The 13,223-nt window shown below is 73.3% G+C and carries 13 protein-coding genes and 1 pseudogene; 7 read left to right on the forward strand and 7 right to left on the reverse strand.

The annotated features are described in order from the left end of the window. Window positions 1-22: 22 nt before the first annotated feature. From V7E46_RS15665 to V7E46_RS15675, 3 genes are read left to right on the forward strand one after another with little or no spacing between them, the layout of a single operon-like run. Window positions 23-661: a hypothetical protein gene (locus tag V7E46_RS15665; protein ID WP_333768979.1), complete on the forward strand. Its 639-nt coding sequence runs from the start codon at window positions 23-25 to the stop codon at window positions 659-661. 6 nt (window positions 662-667) lie between these two features. Further along, on the forward strand, window positions 668-1,609 hold the full coding sequence (locus tag V7E46_RS15670; protein ID WP_333768980.1) for an SRPBCC family protein: 942 nt from the start codon (window positions 668-670) through the stop codon (window positions 1,607-1,609). A 51-nt stretch (window positions 1,610-1,660) separates the two neighbouring features. Then, window positions 1,661-2,782: a hypothetical protein gene (locus tag V7E46_RS15675; RefSeq protein ID WP_333768981.1), complete on the forward strand. Its 1,122-nt coding sequence runs from the start codon at window positions 1,661-1,663 to the stop codon at window positions 2,780-2,782. 90 nt (window positions 2,783-2,872) lie between these two features. Here V7E46_RS15675 and V7E46_RS15680 read toward each other — a convergent pair whose 3' ends face one another. After that, entirely contained in the window at window positions 2,873-3,415 is a 543-nt protein-coding gene (locus V7E46_RS15680) for a PRC-barrel domain-containing protein (protein ID WP_333768982.1), read from the reverse strand. 594 nt (window positions 3,416-4,009) lie between these two features. Between V7E46_RS15680 and V7E46_RS15685 the strand changes: the two genes are divergently transcribed. Further along, entirely contained in the window at window positions 4,010-4,897 is an 888-nt protein-coding gene (locus tag V7E46_RS15685) for an MBL fold metallo-hydrolase (protein ID WP_333768983.1), read from the forward strand. Between the two features lie 256 nt (window positions 4,898-5,153). Here the strand turns inward: V7E46_RS15685 and V7E46_RS15690 are convergent, their stop codons facing one another. Further along, window positions 5,154-5,273 carry a class III lanthipeptide gene (locus V7E46_RS15690; protein WP_329172377.1) on the reverse strand — a complete coding sequence of 40 codons (120 nt, stop codon included), beginning with the start codon at window positions 5,271-5,273 and terminating at the stop codon, window positions 5,154-5,156. Window positions 5,274-5,546: 273 nt separating this feature from the next. Here V7E46_RS15690 and V7E46_RS15695 point away from each other — a divergent pair, with 273 nt between their 5' ends. Beyond that, window positions 5,547-6,521, forward strand: a complete 975-nt coding sequence (locus tag V7E46_RS15695) for a magnesium transporter CorA family protein (RefSeq protein ID WP_333768984.1) — start codon at window positions 5,547-5,549, stop codon at window positions 6,519-6,521. 133 nt (window positions 6,522-6,654) lie between these two features. On the opposite strand, the gene V7E46_RS15700 is transcribed toward V7E46_RS15695, so the two are convergent. Beyond that, on the reverse strand, window positions 6,655-7,203 hold the full coding sequence (locus V7E46_RS15700) for a DoxX family protein (protein WP_333768985.1): 549 nt from the start codon (window positions 7,201-7,203) through the stop codon (window positions 6,655-6,657). Between the two features lie 173 nt (window positions 7,204-7,376). Here V7E46_RS15700 and V7E46_RS15705 point away from each other — a divergent pair, with 173 nt between their 5' ends. Beyond that, the gene (locus V7E46_RS15705; protein ID WP_333768986.1) at window positions 7,377-8,321 is read left to right on the forward strand and encodes an oxygenase MpaB family protein; all 945 of its coding nucleotides are present in this window, start codon (window positions 7,377-7,379) and stop codon (window positions 8,319-8,321) included. Between the two features lie 74 nt (window positions 8,322-8,395). Here the strand turns inward: V7E46_RS15705 and V7E46_RS15710 are convergent. After that, a pseudogene (locus tag V7E46_RS15710) lies at window positions 8,396-8,881 on the reverse strand (SUMF1/EgtB/PvdO family nonheme iron enzyme); the annotation flags it as partial. Window positions 8,882-9,068: 187 nt separating this feature from the next. On the opposite strand from V7E46_RS15710, the gene V7E46_RS15715 reads away from it, so the two are divergent. Then, window positions 9,069-9,632, forward strand: a complete 564-nt coding sequence (locus V7E46_RS15715; protein WP_333768987.1) for an NADPH-dependent FMN reductase — start codon at window positions 9,069-9,071, stop codon at window positions 9,630-9,632. A 13-nt stretch (window positions 9,633-9,645) separates the two neighbouring features. Here V7E46_RS15715 and V7E46_RS15720 read toward each other — a convergent pair whose 3' ends face one another. From V7E46_RS15720 to V7E46_RS15730, 3 genes are read right to left on the reverse strand one after another with little or no spacing between them, the layout of a single operon-like run. Beyond that, the gene (locus V7E46_RS15720) at window positions 9,646-9,963 is read right to left on the reverse strand and encodes a hypothetical protein (RefSeq protein ID WP_333768988.1); all 318 of its coding nucleotides are present in this window, start codon (window positions 9,961-9,963) and stop codon (window positions 9,646-9,648) included. Window positions 9,964-10,019: 56 nt separating this feature from the next. Continuing rightward, on the reverse strand, window positions 10,020-11,825 hold the full coding sequence (locus tag V7E46_RS15725; RefSeq protein WP_333768989.1) for a nickel/cobalt transporter: 1,806 nt from the start codon (window positions 11,823-11,825) through the stop codon (window positions 10,020-10,022). Beyond that, a complete protein-coding gene (locus V7E46_RS15730; protein WP_333768990.1) occupies window positions 11,822-13,138 on the reverse strand; it encodes a tetratricopeptide repeat protein in 1,317 nt (438 codons plus the stop codon). Before V7E46_RS15730 ends, V7E46_RS15725 begins: the two co-directional genes overlap by 4 nt. Window positions 13,139-13,223: the final 85 nt, after the last annotated feature.

Raw genomic sequence — 13,223 nt, forward strand, 5'->3', positions numbered from 1 at the left:
TCTATTCCTAGGGGACATCCGCATGGACAAGAACACCAAGGCGACTCTCGCTGCCGCGGCCGCGGCAGGTTATGTGGTCGGACGGACGAAAAAGGGAAGATTGGCCCTGAGCGTGCTGTCTCTTGTCGCGGGCCGAAGTCTTGATCCCATGGCGCTGATCGGCCAGGGCGTCAGGAAACTCGCCGACAGTCCCCCGTTCGACCAGCTGGGAGACCAGATCGGCGGGCAACTGCTCGACTCCGGGCGCTCCGCCGTGTCCGGCATGACCAGCCGGGGTGTCGAATCGCTGACCAGCGCCCTCCAGGAGCGGACGCGTTCCCTCCTGGACGCCGAGGAGGACGCGGACGAGGACGAGGCGGACGGCGAAGAAGTAGACGAAGCGGCCGAAGAAGAGGACGAGGCCGAAAACGGGGATGAGGAGCAGGACGAGGGTGCGGACGAGGAGGAGGACGAAGAAGAGGACGAAGAAGAGGAAGAGGCAGAGGAAGAGGAGCCGTCGAAGCCGCGCCGGCGTCCCGCCGGCAAGAAGGCAGCAGGACGGAAGGCTCCGTCCAGGAAACCGGGGCCGAAGAATCCTCCGGCCAGGAAGGCAGTGAAGACGGCGGCAGCGAAGAAGGCCGCTTCCAAGAAGCCCCCCGCCCGCAGCACGAAGCGGAGGTGACCGGCCATGACGAAGAGCGCAGAGCGCGAAGCGGATGGACAGGTCGACAACAGCACCTCCCCGCTGGAGGAGTTGCGCGGGGAACTCGGCAATTACGTCGGAGCGCGTGCCCAGCATCTCGCGGACTCGGTGGGCGACAAGCTCACGAGCTTCAGCATGCCGTCCACGAACGGCGACGGCAGCGGCATACTGTCTCTCGGCAAACGCGTCCTGAACGGTGAGAACCCCGTGAAGGCGGTCGTCAGCGAGAAGGCCAAGGGCGCGAAGGACAAGGTCGTCGGAGGCGTCAAGGACGCCGTCGGCGGCGGCGACGGGACAGCGGGCGACACCAAGGTCACCAACATGGTCGAGGTCATCGACATCGGGCGGCCACTGCGTTTCGTCTACGACCACTGGACGCAGTTCGAGGAGTTCGGCTCTTTCGCCAAGGGCGTCAGCGACGTCACCATGTCGGACGAGGTCGAATCGGACTGGAAGCTCAAGGTCGCCTTCTCCAACCGGAATTGGAAGGCCACCGTCCAGGAGCAGGTGCCCGACGAACGTATCGTCTGGGACTCGGAAGGGGACCGCGCCACCACGCACGGCGCTATCAGCTTCCATGAGCTGACCCCTGACCTGACCCGGGTCGTCGTCGTGGTCGAGTACCGGCCGTCCGGATTCTTCGAGAAGACGGGCAATCTGTGGCGCGCACAGGGCCGCCGGCTGCGCCTGGACCTGAAGCACTTCCAGCGCTACGTCACCCTGACCGACGAGGAGCCCGAAGGCTGGCGGGGCGAGATCCGCGACAGCGAAGTCGTCAGGACCCACGAGGAGGCCCTGGAGGAAGAGGACGCCGACGCGGGAGCGGACGCCGACACGGACGACGAGTACGACGACGAGGAGGAGGCGGGCGAGGACGCGGCGGACGAGGACGAGGAGTACGCCGAGGACGACGAGGACGACACGTGACAAGCCGTGACGTGGCGTGACTCACCTCTCCACAGTGAGGCGAAGGACCCGATGGACGAGGACCCGGAGATCAGGGACGGCCAGGAGGAGTTCGACGAACAGGAGGAGCCGTACGAGGCGGAGGAGATCGAACCCGGCGTCACGGCGTCGGCCGATCCGGACGTCCTGCTGGACGTCCCCACCCTCAAGGTCGACGAGGTCGATCTGGAGGTGGAGGACCTGCGGGCGCGGGTGTCGCTCCAGGCGGAGGTGCTCGATCTGCTCAAGCTCAACGTCGGCGCGGATGTGGCGCTGGGGCGGGTGCACCTCGACATCAAGGGGGTCGAGGCGCAGGCGCTGCTCAAGGTCCGGCTCGACAATGTGGTGGACCTCGTCGGCCGTGTGCTGACGATGATCGACCACAACCCGCAGATCATCGAGCACCTCACGGAGTCCCTCGGCTCCGCGGTCGGCGAGGTCGGCCGGGGCACGGGACTGGCCGTCGGCGAACTGGGCCGCGGCGCCGGGAGCGCCGTCGAGGACGTCGGCCACGGCGCGGGGAGCGCCGTCGAGGACGTCGGTGCGGGCGCCGGAAGCGCCGTGGAAGACGTCGGCGAAGGCGCGGGCGAGGCCGTCGAGGATGTCGGCGAGGGCACGAGGCACGCGGTCAAGGACGTCGGCGGCAGCGCCGGCCGGACCCTCGAAGGGGTCGGCGAGGACGCGGGAAACGCCGTCGAGGACATCAGCGGCAGCGCTGGGCGGACGGTCGAGAACGCGGGCGGGGAAGCCACGCGGGCCGCCGGTGACGCGGCCGGTGAAGTCACCGAGGCCGCTGGTGACGCGGTCGAGGACGTCGAGGACGTCGAGGAGACGGCCGGGGAAGCGCGGGACGACCTCGGTGAGGAGGTCGCCGACACCGTGGACGACGCCGACGAGGAGGTCGCCGACGAGGTCGGCGCGACCCCTGCGGCCGGCCCGGGCAAGCGCAAGGTCCGCCGCAGCACGGCCGACCGGCCGAAGAAGGCCAGGTCCAGGGGAACCGGCCCCGCGACGGCCACGGGCTCGCGCGGCAGGAGCAGCCCCCGTTCGCGCCGGGAGGCCGGCGACAGGGAGGAGCGGGAGGCCGCCATCGCGTCGCGGGAACGGGAGCGGGACCGCGAGCGCGAGTCGCGCCGGCGCGGCAGACGGCGTTAGGGCCTGTCGTCACGGCCCGGTTCCCCGGTTCACGGCCGCTGCGGCTGCGTCGCTGCGGCCCGGGACCGGAGGTCGCCGCGACGGTGGGGATCAGCGGTTCCCGCTGTCGGCGGCGGAGGACTCCGCCGTCCCGCCGGATCCGGAATCGCCGGGGACGTACTTGCGCAGCCGCGGGACGGGGGCGGCGGCCGGCGCGGTGTCGTCGGCGAGTTCCCTGATGCCCTGGAGTCCGCTGTCCCCCTCGGGCACCGGCGACTTGGGCCGCTGATCGCCGACACCGGGTGCGCCGGACGCCTCCTCCTGGGGCGTGGAGAGCCCGTAGTGCACGTACAGCTCCTGCTCCTGGACGAGGTCGAGGTGCTGTTCCGCCTCCATCCGGGGCGCGCTGCGCACACCTTCCAGCGTGCAGGCCAGGTCGAGTACGCCTTCCCGGGTGTGGGTGGCTCCCTCCAGCGGGACGAAGGTGTCGCCCTCACCCGCGCCGTGCGCGTCCGTCCGCACCGTCACCCACTCCGGGCGGCGCCCCATGTCCTCCACGTACACATGGTCGACGGAGCCGATCCGCTCGCCGTCGCGGTCATAGGCGGTCAGGTGTCTGAGCGCTTCCGGGCTGTCGAAGACGTCCTCGGTCATGAAGGGTCACTCCTCCGGTAATGGGGCACGGCCGACTGCTTCCATCGAGCCTCCTATCCCGTTCTGCGGCAACCAGGCGCGTCGGCGTGCACCGGCCGTCCCACCCGGTCAGCCGTCCGGGGGGCGCCCGCACACCGGCCGGGGCTGTCGTCAGGAGTGCGTCGAGGTGCGGCACCCGCCTCCCCGGAGCCAGCAGAACCCCTTGAACGAGGCCCGGCCGGACACGCGCTGTTCGTTCCCGTCCGGCCGGGACCCACGGGCTGCACCACCCGCTTCTTCCGCAACGCCCTGGGCGGGCGTACCGCGGTCGCCTTCACCAGCGAACGCACGCTGGTCAGGGCACTCGGACCGGCCCAGCCGTGGGGGTCCGAGCCCCGGCAGCCCCCCCCGGACGGGCCGGCCTCTCACGGGGGGGCCGGCCCTGGGCAGCGCCCGCGCAGAGCACCATTTCCACGCGTGCCAACAGCACGCGGGAATACCCCGGAGAACAGGTATTTCCGGTGAGGTCAACGGCATTCCCTGATTGGTTTTTCCGCGTGGCGCGTGATATTCACTGGGCACCGGTCAGCACCAGTCCGCGTGGGGATTCACGTCATGAACAATCTTTCGGCCGACGCCGATTGGCGGGTCGATCAGCGCTGCACCAACTGCGACGCGGCCCGGCAGTTCGCGCCGGGCCTGGTCACCGAGACCGCGGGCCGTTCCTCGATCGTCCGGCAGCCGCGTGACGAAGCGGAGGAAAAGGCGCTGCACGCCGCGGCGTTCGCCTGCCACACCCGCTCGATCCGGCACGGCGGGCGGGGGCCGGATCCCGCTCTCGATCCGTTCCCGCTGCGCCTCACCGAGCACGTACATATGTGCGGGCACAATTCCCGGCTCACCGCGGGCGCGAACTCCTATCTGCTGCGCAGGCCCGCCGGAAATCTGATGATGATCGACACACCGCGCTGGAGTCCGGATCTGGCCGAGAAATACGCGGCCGTCGGCCCGGTGACCGATGTCCTGCTCACCCATCGCGACCACGCCGCGCACGGCCGCCAATACGCCGACCGGTTCGGCGCCCGGCTCTGGATCCACGAGGGCGACCTGGCAGCGGCGCCGGACGCCGACGGGATCCTGCGCGGCACCGAGCCGGCCGAGATCGCCTACGGGGTGAGCGCGCACCCGCTGCCCGGGCACACCGAGGGCAGTGTGCTGTACCTCGCCGACGACACGTACTGCTTCAGCGGCGACAGCTTCTACTGGTCCCGGTCCGCCGGCGACCTCGCCGTCGTCGAGGCGGTCACCTGGTACTCCGTCACCGAACTGGCCGCGTCGCTGGCCCGTGCGGCGCCGGGGCTGCGCTTCGAGTGGCTGCTGCCGGGACACGGCGACCGCAAGCACCTGCCGGCCGGCGATTTCGCCCGCCGCATGCGCGACCTGGCCGACCGTACCGGCGAACTCTCGCCGCGGCCGGTCGACTTCACGGCGCTGCGCTGGTGACGCGGGCGTGCCCGGGTTCCCGGTGTTCCCGGCGCCCCGGGCCGGGCGGCACTGGGGCCTGTCCGGCGGGATGCGCCGGACAGGCCCCAGGCGTGCGGAGTGGTTCAGCCGCGCCGGAACGGGCGGCCCCGCAGCCGGGCGCCGGTCCGCGCGGGTGTGCGGCGTATCCGCCGCACCCGGCTGTCAGCGGAGAGCCGGGTGCGGACGGGATCCCCTGCCGCCCGCGCCCGGGCCGGACGCCCGGCGCGGTGTGGTGTCAGACGCCCGGCTTGCTGGGCTTCTTGCAGCAGTCGCTGCTGCTGCTGGTGGTGCTGAGGACGGCGACGGCGCTCTCCACCGCGATCGGCTCCATGGTCTGCAGGTTCAGCACGCTCATGCGGATCATCTCCTGGGGTTGTCGGGAGCGCGCGGACGCGCTCGGGGCGCTGGGACCGGCGAGGGCCGATCGGCAGGCCAAGCGTGCAGCGTCGGCCGAGGCGCGCACATCAGCGGAAGGCCCCCATAATCCGCCGCCCCCGGTCCCCCATCAGGACGGCCGCGGGGGAAGGCGAATGGTGGTGTTCACCACCCGGGCCGCTGCCGCGCCGGACCGGCCCGACCGGGGTGCGCCGGTCCTGCACCACCGCCGGCCGGCATTACTCTTCCGGGCATGACGCGCACCCGCCTGTACCGCCACGGCACCCTGGAGCTCGAGGACTTCCCCGTCCAGGACATCTCCGACTACGTCGGCGACCCGGACTGCATGGTGTGGCTGGACGTACGCGACCCCGGCTCCGCGGACTTCGACATGATCGCCGAGGAGTTCGGGCTGCACTCCCTGGCCATCGAGGACGCGCGGCACGAGCACCAGCGGCCCAAGCTCGACACCTACCGCACCCATCTGTTCATGAGCGCCTATGCGGTCACCGTGGCGCCGGACACCGGCGCGATCGAGGCCAGCGAGGTGTCGGCGTTCATCACCTCCAACGCGCTGATCACGATCCGCCAGGGCGAGCACTGCCGCATCGACCGGATCGTGGAGCGCTGGGACAACTCGCCCGACCTCGCCAAGCACGGCGTGGGCTTCCTCGTGCACGGCCTGCTGGACTACCTGGTCGACGGCCACTTCGCCGCCGTGCAGGATCTGGACGACCGCATCGAGCAGCTGGAGGACCTCCTCTTCGAGGACAGCCCCAAGGAGATCCAGGTGGTCCAGCGCCGCTCCTTCGAGCTGCGCAAGAACCTGGTGCGGCTGCGCCGGGTGGTCCTGCCGATGCGCGAGGTCGTCAACTCGCTGCTGCGCCGCGACCTGCACGTCGTCAGCGAGCCGATGATGCCGTACTTCCAGGACGTCTACGACCACGTGCTGCGCGCCACCGAGTGGACCGAGTCCCTGCGCGACCTGGTCACCACCGTCATGGAGACCAACCTGACCGTCCAGGGCAACCGCATGAACCTGATAATGAAGAAGGTCACCAGCTGGGCGGCGATCATCGCGGTGCCCACCGCCGTCACCGGCTTCTACGGCCAGAACGTGCCCTATCCCGGATTCAGCGCGCACTCCGGCTTCTGGACGTCGACAGGCGTCATGATCGGCCTGTCCGTCCTGCTCTACACGACCTTCAAGCACAAGGACTGGATCTGAAGCCCCCCGCGGCCCACCAGGGCCGACAGTCCCGCGGGGGCACGCGGCGTATGCGGCCGCCGGGCCGGGTGACCGAGCGTGCGGCGGCCCGCGCCCGGGCCGGTGCGCGGCGGCGGGCGCGGGCCGCAGCGCGCTAGTCGGCCGAGGGCTCGGGGTCCGCGTCCTGCGGCTTGGCTGCAGCGACGGTCGCCGTGCGCCGGTTGACCACGACGGTCGCCGCCGCCGCGCTGACGGCGAAGGCCAGCAGTACGGTGGCGGGCCGGTTCAGGCGGTGGCCGGTGAGCTGGTCCAACGAGTAGCGGCCCGGACCGACGAGGCCGAGGCCAGCCGCCGCGAAACCGAGGAAGGCCGGGTATTCGAAGCCGCCCTTGTGGGCGAAGAACCCGGCGGGCGCGTGCACGGACACCGCGCCGGCCATGGCGCCCGCGGCAGCCGCGCCCGCCACCGGGGTGGCGAGGCCGAGCGCCAGGAGCGCACCGCCGCCGGCCTCACCGAGGCCCGCGGCGACCGCGCTCTCCCGCCCGGGGGTGAAGCCCATGCTTTCCATGGCCGCGGACGTGCCCTTGACGCCGCCCCCGCCGAACCAGCCGAGGAGCTTCTGCGAGCCGTGGGCGAACAGCACCCCGCCGGTCCCCAGGCGCAGGGCGAGCAGACCGAGGTCCTTGCGATGGCTGAAGGGCATGAGGTCAGACCTTCCACAGACGTAGGCAGCACGATCCGCTGCCTATCCTGCCGTGGCCGGGCCACTCGCGCACCCGGTCACGGAATTCCGCGGCACCCGGGGCACCTGGGTCCCGTCCGGTCCGCGGACCAGGCCGCGGACCGGCTCGCGGACCGCGGCCGTAGAGTGGGGGTGTGGCGGCTTACCCGGAGATACCCGGCCTCGGCGCGATACGGCGCCGGCTGGGAGCTGAACTGCTCGCGCGGGTGGCGGGGCCCGACGGTCCCGCGCAACGGGACCGTATCCACGGCAGCCCCGGACCCCGCTGGTTCGGGCCCGACCGGCCGATCCGGGCGGTGCACGGCGACGCCTCGATGTTCGTCGGCGGCCTGCGCGCGCTGCTGCTCCAGTCGCTGCACCCGCTGGCGATGGCGGCCGTCGCCGGCCACTCCGGCTACCGCGGCGACCCCTGGGGCCGGCTCCAGCGGACCAGCGCCTTCCTCGCCGTGACGACCTTCGGCACCGCGCGGGACGCGGAGCAGGCCGTGGCGCACGTGCGGGAGATCCACGCGCGGGTGTCGGGCACCACCGACGACGGCGAGCCGTACCGTGCCTCGGACCCGCACCTGCTGGGCTGGGTGCACGCGGCCGAGGTGGACAGCTTCCTGCGGGCGCACCGGCGCTACGGCGCCGAGCCGCTGGACGACGACGGGTACGACGCGTACGTCGCGGACGCCGCCCGGGTGGCGACCGGGCTCGGGGTCCAGGACCCGCCCCGCGACCAGGCGGAGCTCGCGGCGGTGCTCGACGCCTACCGCCCCGAGCTGCGGGCGACCCCGCAGGCCAGGGAAGCGGCCCGCTTCATGCTGCTCGACCCGCCGCTGCCGTGGGCGGCCAGGCCGCCCTACGCGGTGCTCGCCGCCAGCGCGGTCGCCCTGCTGCCGCTGTGGAGCCGGGTGCCGCTGGGCGTGCCGTACCTGCCGGTGGTGGAGGAGACCGGGATACGGCTGGCCGGCCACGGGCTGACCCGGGTGATCCGCTGGGCGATCCCGAAGCCGGAGCCGGTGCCGCGTTCGGATCCGGGGCCCTCGGAGCCGGGGCCGGAGCCCGAAGCGGAACCTGGGCCGCGGAAGAGGTGACGGCTGGCCGGCGGCAGGCAGCGGCGGGTCGGCGGACGACCCGGAAGCCGATGTTCCCCGTCGGGCTGTCCGGCGTGCCAGGACACGTGCACCACCGGGTGGTTCTGCCGGTCGTGCACACCGGAGCCCGGGCCGGAGGGCGCCCGCCAGCAGGCGCCTTCCACCGCGCGCCACCAGGGCGTACCGGCGACGGAGGGCGAGGTGGTCCGCAGCCGCTGCGGCAGGAACGCCTCGAAGACGTAGGAGAAGCCGAACCGCTCCGCCTCCGTCACGTGGCCGGTCTCCTTGACGAAGGAGGCGAAGGCGGTGTTGGTAACAGTGGTCGGGGACACCGCGAAGGGGCCGACCTCGGCCTCGCGGACCGGGCCCTCGCCGTCGGCCGGTACCCGGTCGGGATCGTTGGAGCCCACCAGGAAGGTGCCGCCGGGCAGCGCGACCAGGCCTCGCGCGGCCCGTACGGCGGCAGGCCGCGCCACCGGGGCGGTGCGCGGCGCATCGGGCCGGAGGCCGGCGGGGCCGTGCCCGGGGGTGCAGCACGAGGGGTTGCCGCATCTTCGCAGCACCGCGTTGACGAGGGCGCCCGTCACGCCGAGGACGACGCGGGGACCCGGGCCGTGGTGCTCGTCGCCGTCGATGATCTCGCCGAGTCGGCAACGGCGTCAGAGGGTACGTTCCTGCCGCGGGGCGCCTTCGGAGCGGCCGACCGGAGCCATGGCGTCCCGCACGATCGGAGAGGTGAGTCGAACGATGCCTGAACCACCGGTGGTCCTGCTGCTGTCCGGAAGCGTCCGAGCGGGTTCCAGCAACGAGTCCGTGCTGCGCACCGCGCAGGCCGTGGCGCCCCCGACGGTGCGCACCGTCCTTTACGACGGCCTGGCCGCCCTGCCGCACTTCAACCCCGACGACGACACCGACAGGCCGCCGGCTCCCGTCGCCAGGCTCCGCGCGGCGATCGCCGGGGCCACCGCCGTCCTGATCTGCGCACCGGAGTACGCCGGCACCCTCCCGGGCTCGTTCAAGAACCTGCTGGACTGGACGGTCGGGGGCGTCGAGATCAGCGACAAGCCCGTGGCGTGGGTCAATGCCGCCGCCCCCGGAAGGGGCGGCGGCGCGGAGGCCACGCTGCGTACCGTCCTCACCTACACCGGCGCGGCCATCGTGGAGTCGGCCTGCGCGCGGCTGCCGGTGGACCGCGGGATCATCGGCGAGGACGGCACCGTCACCAGTCCCCCGGTGCGCGAGCGCCTCGCCGAGATCGTCCAGCAGCTGGCAGCGGCCGTCGCCGGCCCGGTGGACACCGCGGGCGGCTGAACCCGGGGCGGGATCAGCGCTGGGTGAGCCGGTGGTAGAGCCCGGTCCAGGCGGTGTCCTGGGCGGTGGCCGGCCGGTGGTCGCAGAAGGGCAGCGCGCGCTGGGACGTGTAGTAGCGGAGCATGTCGAGCACGGCCAGCGGGGCGCTGTCCTTGCCGCCGGTGTAGTCGGAGCCCGGCAGCACGTGCTGGTGCACCCGGCAGGTGGGGTGGGCGTCGGGCGAGCCCCTGTCGAGGGCGCCGGTACGGGGGCCGGAGGCGCCGCAGGCCGTCAGCGCGACGGCGGCGAACAGCAGGGCCGCGGCAAGGGCGGGGCGGGACGGCGGGGCCATGGAGCCCTCCTCAGGGCTGGTGGTCGGGGACGCGGGGGTACGTACGGCTGCCGCCGTCACATCGGCAGGGCCCGCAGCGCGGTGCCCACGCCGACCGCCAGGATGAGCAGCGCGGTGCCCAGCGGGGTGAGCCGGGTGCCCCAGCCGGCCAGCGCGTGCCAGCGGCCCCCTTCGAGCGCCGGAATCCGGTCGCGGAGTTTGAGCAGCACGAGCCCGGCGGCGGCCAGTGTGGCGGCCATGCCGAGGCCGTAGCAGACCACGAGCAGGACGCCGAAGCCGGTGCGGCCCAGGGCGATGGAGCCGAGCAGCACCACGAGGGCGGAGGGACTGGGGACCAGGCCGCCGGCGATACCGATGCCGACCAGCCCGCCCCTCCCCCGGCCCGGTCCGTGGCTGTGGCTGTGCCGCCCGAGCCACCCGTGGCTGTGGGAGTGGTCCGCGTGGGTGTGGTCCCCGTGGCCGTGGTGGTCGTGCGTGTGAGCGTGGTCGTGGTCCCCTCGGCCGTGCTGGCCGTCGTGGCCGTGGCCGTGCCGGTGGCCGTGGTCATGGCCCTGCGCGTGAACGTGCCCGGGGGCGTCCCCGTGGGAGTGGCCGCCCGGCGGTCCCTCCTCGTCCAGGACCGCTGTCACCGTCGCCGACACCGCCGCCGCGGGCTGGTGCGGCTGCGCGTGGACGTGCGGCGCCGGACCGTGGTCGTGGTCGTGGACGTGGTGGAGGTGGTCGTGGACGTGGTCGTGATCCGGGTGCCGCGGCTCCGCCGCCCGTTCCGGCGTGCGGAAGGCACGCAGCGCGGCGGGCAGCAGCCACAGCCCGGCCGCGGTGATGACGATGCCGCTGACCGTACCCAGCCAGGCGAGGGCGTTCTCGCCGACCAGCGCGGACGAGACGCTGAGCGCCACCCCGAGGGCGAGCACCGAGGCGGTGTGGGTGAGGGTGACCGTGCCCGCGATGGTGACCGCGTCGCGCGGGCGGCCCCGGCGGCCGGCCAGGTAGGCGGCCATGATGGTCTTCCCGTGGCCGGGCAGCGCGGCGTGGCCGGCCCCGAGGACCAGGGACATCAGCACCGCGAGCAGGCCGACGGGCAGCGTGAGTCGGCGCTGGTCCGTGAGCGCGCCGAGGTGCCGGTCGAGTGCCGCGTACCAGTCCGCCGCCCACCCGGAGTCCGGCGCGCTCGCGGCGGTGGCGGCGCCGCCGCCCGCGCCCAGCGACAGGGCCGCCTGCCGCGTGTCGAGCGGGCTGGACAGCAGGTCGGCGGGATAGGTGCGCAGCTCGTGCGACACGGATCGCCCGGGTACGTCCGAGGTGCCGACACGGACGCCGTCCCCGCGTGCGGTGATCTCGTGCCAGCCGATACGGGAGTCGTCCACGCCGGAGGTGAACCGCACGCGGGCGCCGCGGCCGAGGGCGGCCGGGGCGGTCAGCCGGCACTCCAGCCGTCCGGTGTCCAGTCCGGCCTGGCCGCGGACCAGGCGGTAGGAACCGGTCGTCAGCCGGAACGCGAGGGTGCGCGCCGCCGTGTTCCCGTCCGAGGCGGTCGCGTGGACCCGCGCGGTCAGCGCCGCGCAGGCCCGCCGGGCCTCGGCGGCGGCTTCGGCTGGGTCGAGGGTGCCGTCGTGGTCGGTGTCCATGGCCGGTTCGGCCTGGAGGGTGGGGATCTCGGCGGTGTCGACGACCGCGAGGTCGTCCACCCGGTCGGGGCGCAGGGTGAGGCCGTCGTAGCGGTTGACGGTGAAATTGCCGAGCGGGTGGGCAGCGGCCGGAACGCTCGCCGCCCACAGCAGGGCCGGGACGGCGGCCAGCAGCAGGGCCGCGCGGTGGAGTCGCCGGTTCGGGCTGCCGGGGGCGCCAGCGGGAAGGGTCATCGCTGTCCTTGGAGCCGGGCCAGACGCGTACGGGCGTCGGGCGCGTAGAGCGGGGAGAAGTGCGGGTTGGCGGCGAGTGCGCCCGCGAGGTCGGTACGCGCCGGGGCGAGGTCGCCGAGGGACTGCTCGATGACCCCGCGGTGGTAGCGCAGCAGGGCGTCGCGCCAGCCGAGCCGGTCGGCCTGCCGGGCCAGCGGCAGCGCTTCGGCGTCCCGTCCCGCCCGGTGCATCGCCCAGCCCAGGGCGTCGGCGACCAGCACATTGTGCCGCCGGTTCCATTCGGCGGTCAGGAGGGTCACGGCGAGCTCCGGGTCGCCGTGGTCGGCCTGGTACTGGCCGAGGTTGAGGTCGTCCACGACGCCGTTGGCGGCGAAGAGCTTCTGCTCGGCCCGGAGCACGCCGTATTCCGTACGGGCCTCGCCGTCCCGGCCGAGCGACTGGAGCAGTTCGCCGAACTCCAGGACGTACTGCGGCTGCGGCACCCGCGCGATGGCGGTGCGGTAGTCGGTGACGGCGCGGTCGGACTGCCCGAGCGCGGCTTCCGCGCGTGCAGAGCCGGCCAGCGAGGCGGTGTAGGTGGGGTCGGCCGCCAGCGCCCGCCGGTAGTGGTCGAGGGCCTGCTGCGGGTGGCCGGTGTTGAAGGCGAGTTCGCCCAGGTAGTGCTGGCAGAAGGCCACGTCGGCCGGTGAGGAGGCGTCCTCCAGGGCGCGTTGCAGCGCCTGGGCGGCCTCGGCGGTACGCCCGTGCAGCTCCAGGGTGTAGGAGGCGCGGGTGAAGGACTCGGTGGAGGGGTGCAGGTCGAGCATGTGCTGGACGGCGTCCTGCGCCGCCCGGTCGTCGCCGAGCTGGGTCAGCGCGTCGTTGAGCGCGCCGTAGGGCGCCCAGGCGTACGGGTCGTCGGCGACGGCCCTGTCCGCCCAGGTGCGCGCCTGCGCGAACTGGTGCCGGGCGTTGGCGAGTCCTGCCATGCCGGTGAGCGCGGCGGTGTTGTGCTGCGGCTGGAGTGCGAGGGAGCGGCGCAGGGCGGACTCGGACTTGGGGTAGAGCGTCGGATCGACGGTGAGCCGGGCCTGCTCGACGTAGGCGGAGCCGAGCTGTGCCCAGCCGGACGCGTCGGCCGGCTGCTGCCGCAGGCCCGTCTGGAGCTTGGTGATCACCGTGCCCATGTCCGGCGGGCCGCCCCGGTCGCCGCCGCCGGGTGCGGACAGCGGGGCCGGCGGGCCGGGCGGGTCGGCGGAATTCTCCAGTGCAGCGAAGCCGGCCAGGCCGGCACACAGTGCGGCGGCGGTGGCGATCAGTGCAAGGCGGCGCATGGAGTTCGTTCCTCGGCTCGACGGTGGTTCGGCGGCGGTCCGCGGGGGCAGCGGTCCGGGGAGTCGGGGTGGTCCGGGGGGTCGG

Source organism: Streptomyces sp. IBSBF 2435 (assembly GCF_036815005.1).
Lineage (GTDB): Bacteria > Actinomycetota > Actinomycetes > Streptomycetales > Streptomycetaceae > Actinacidiphila.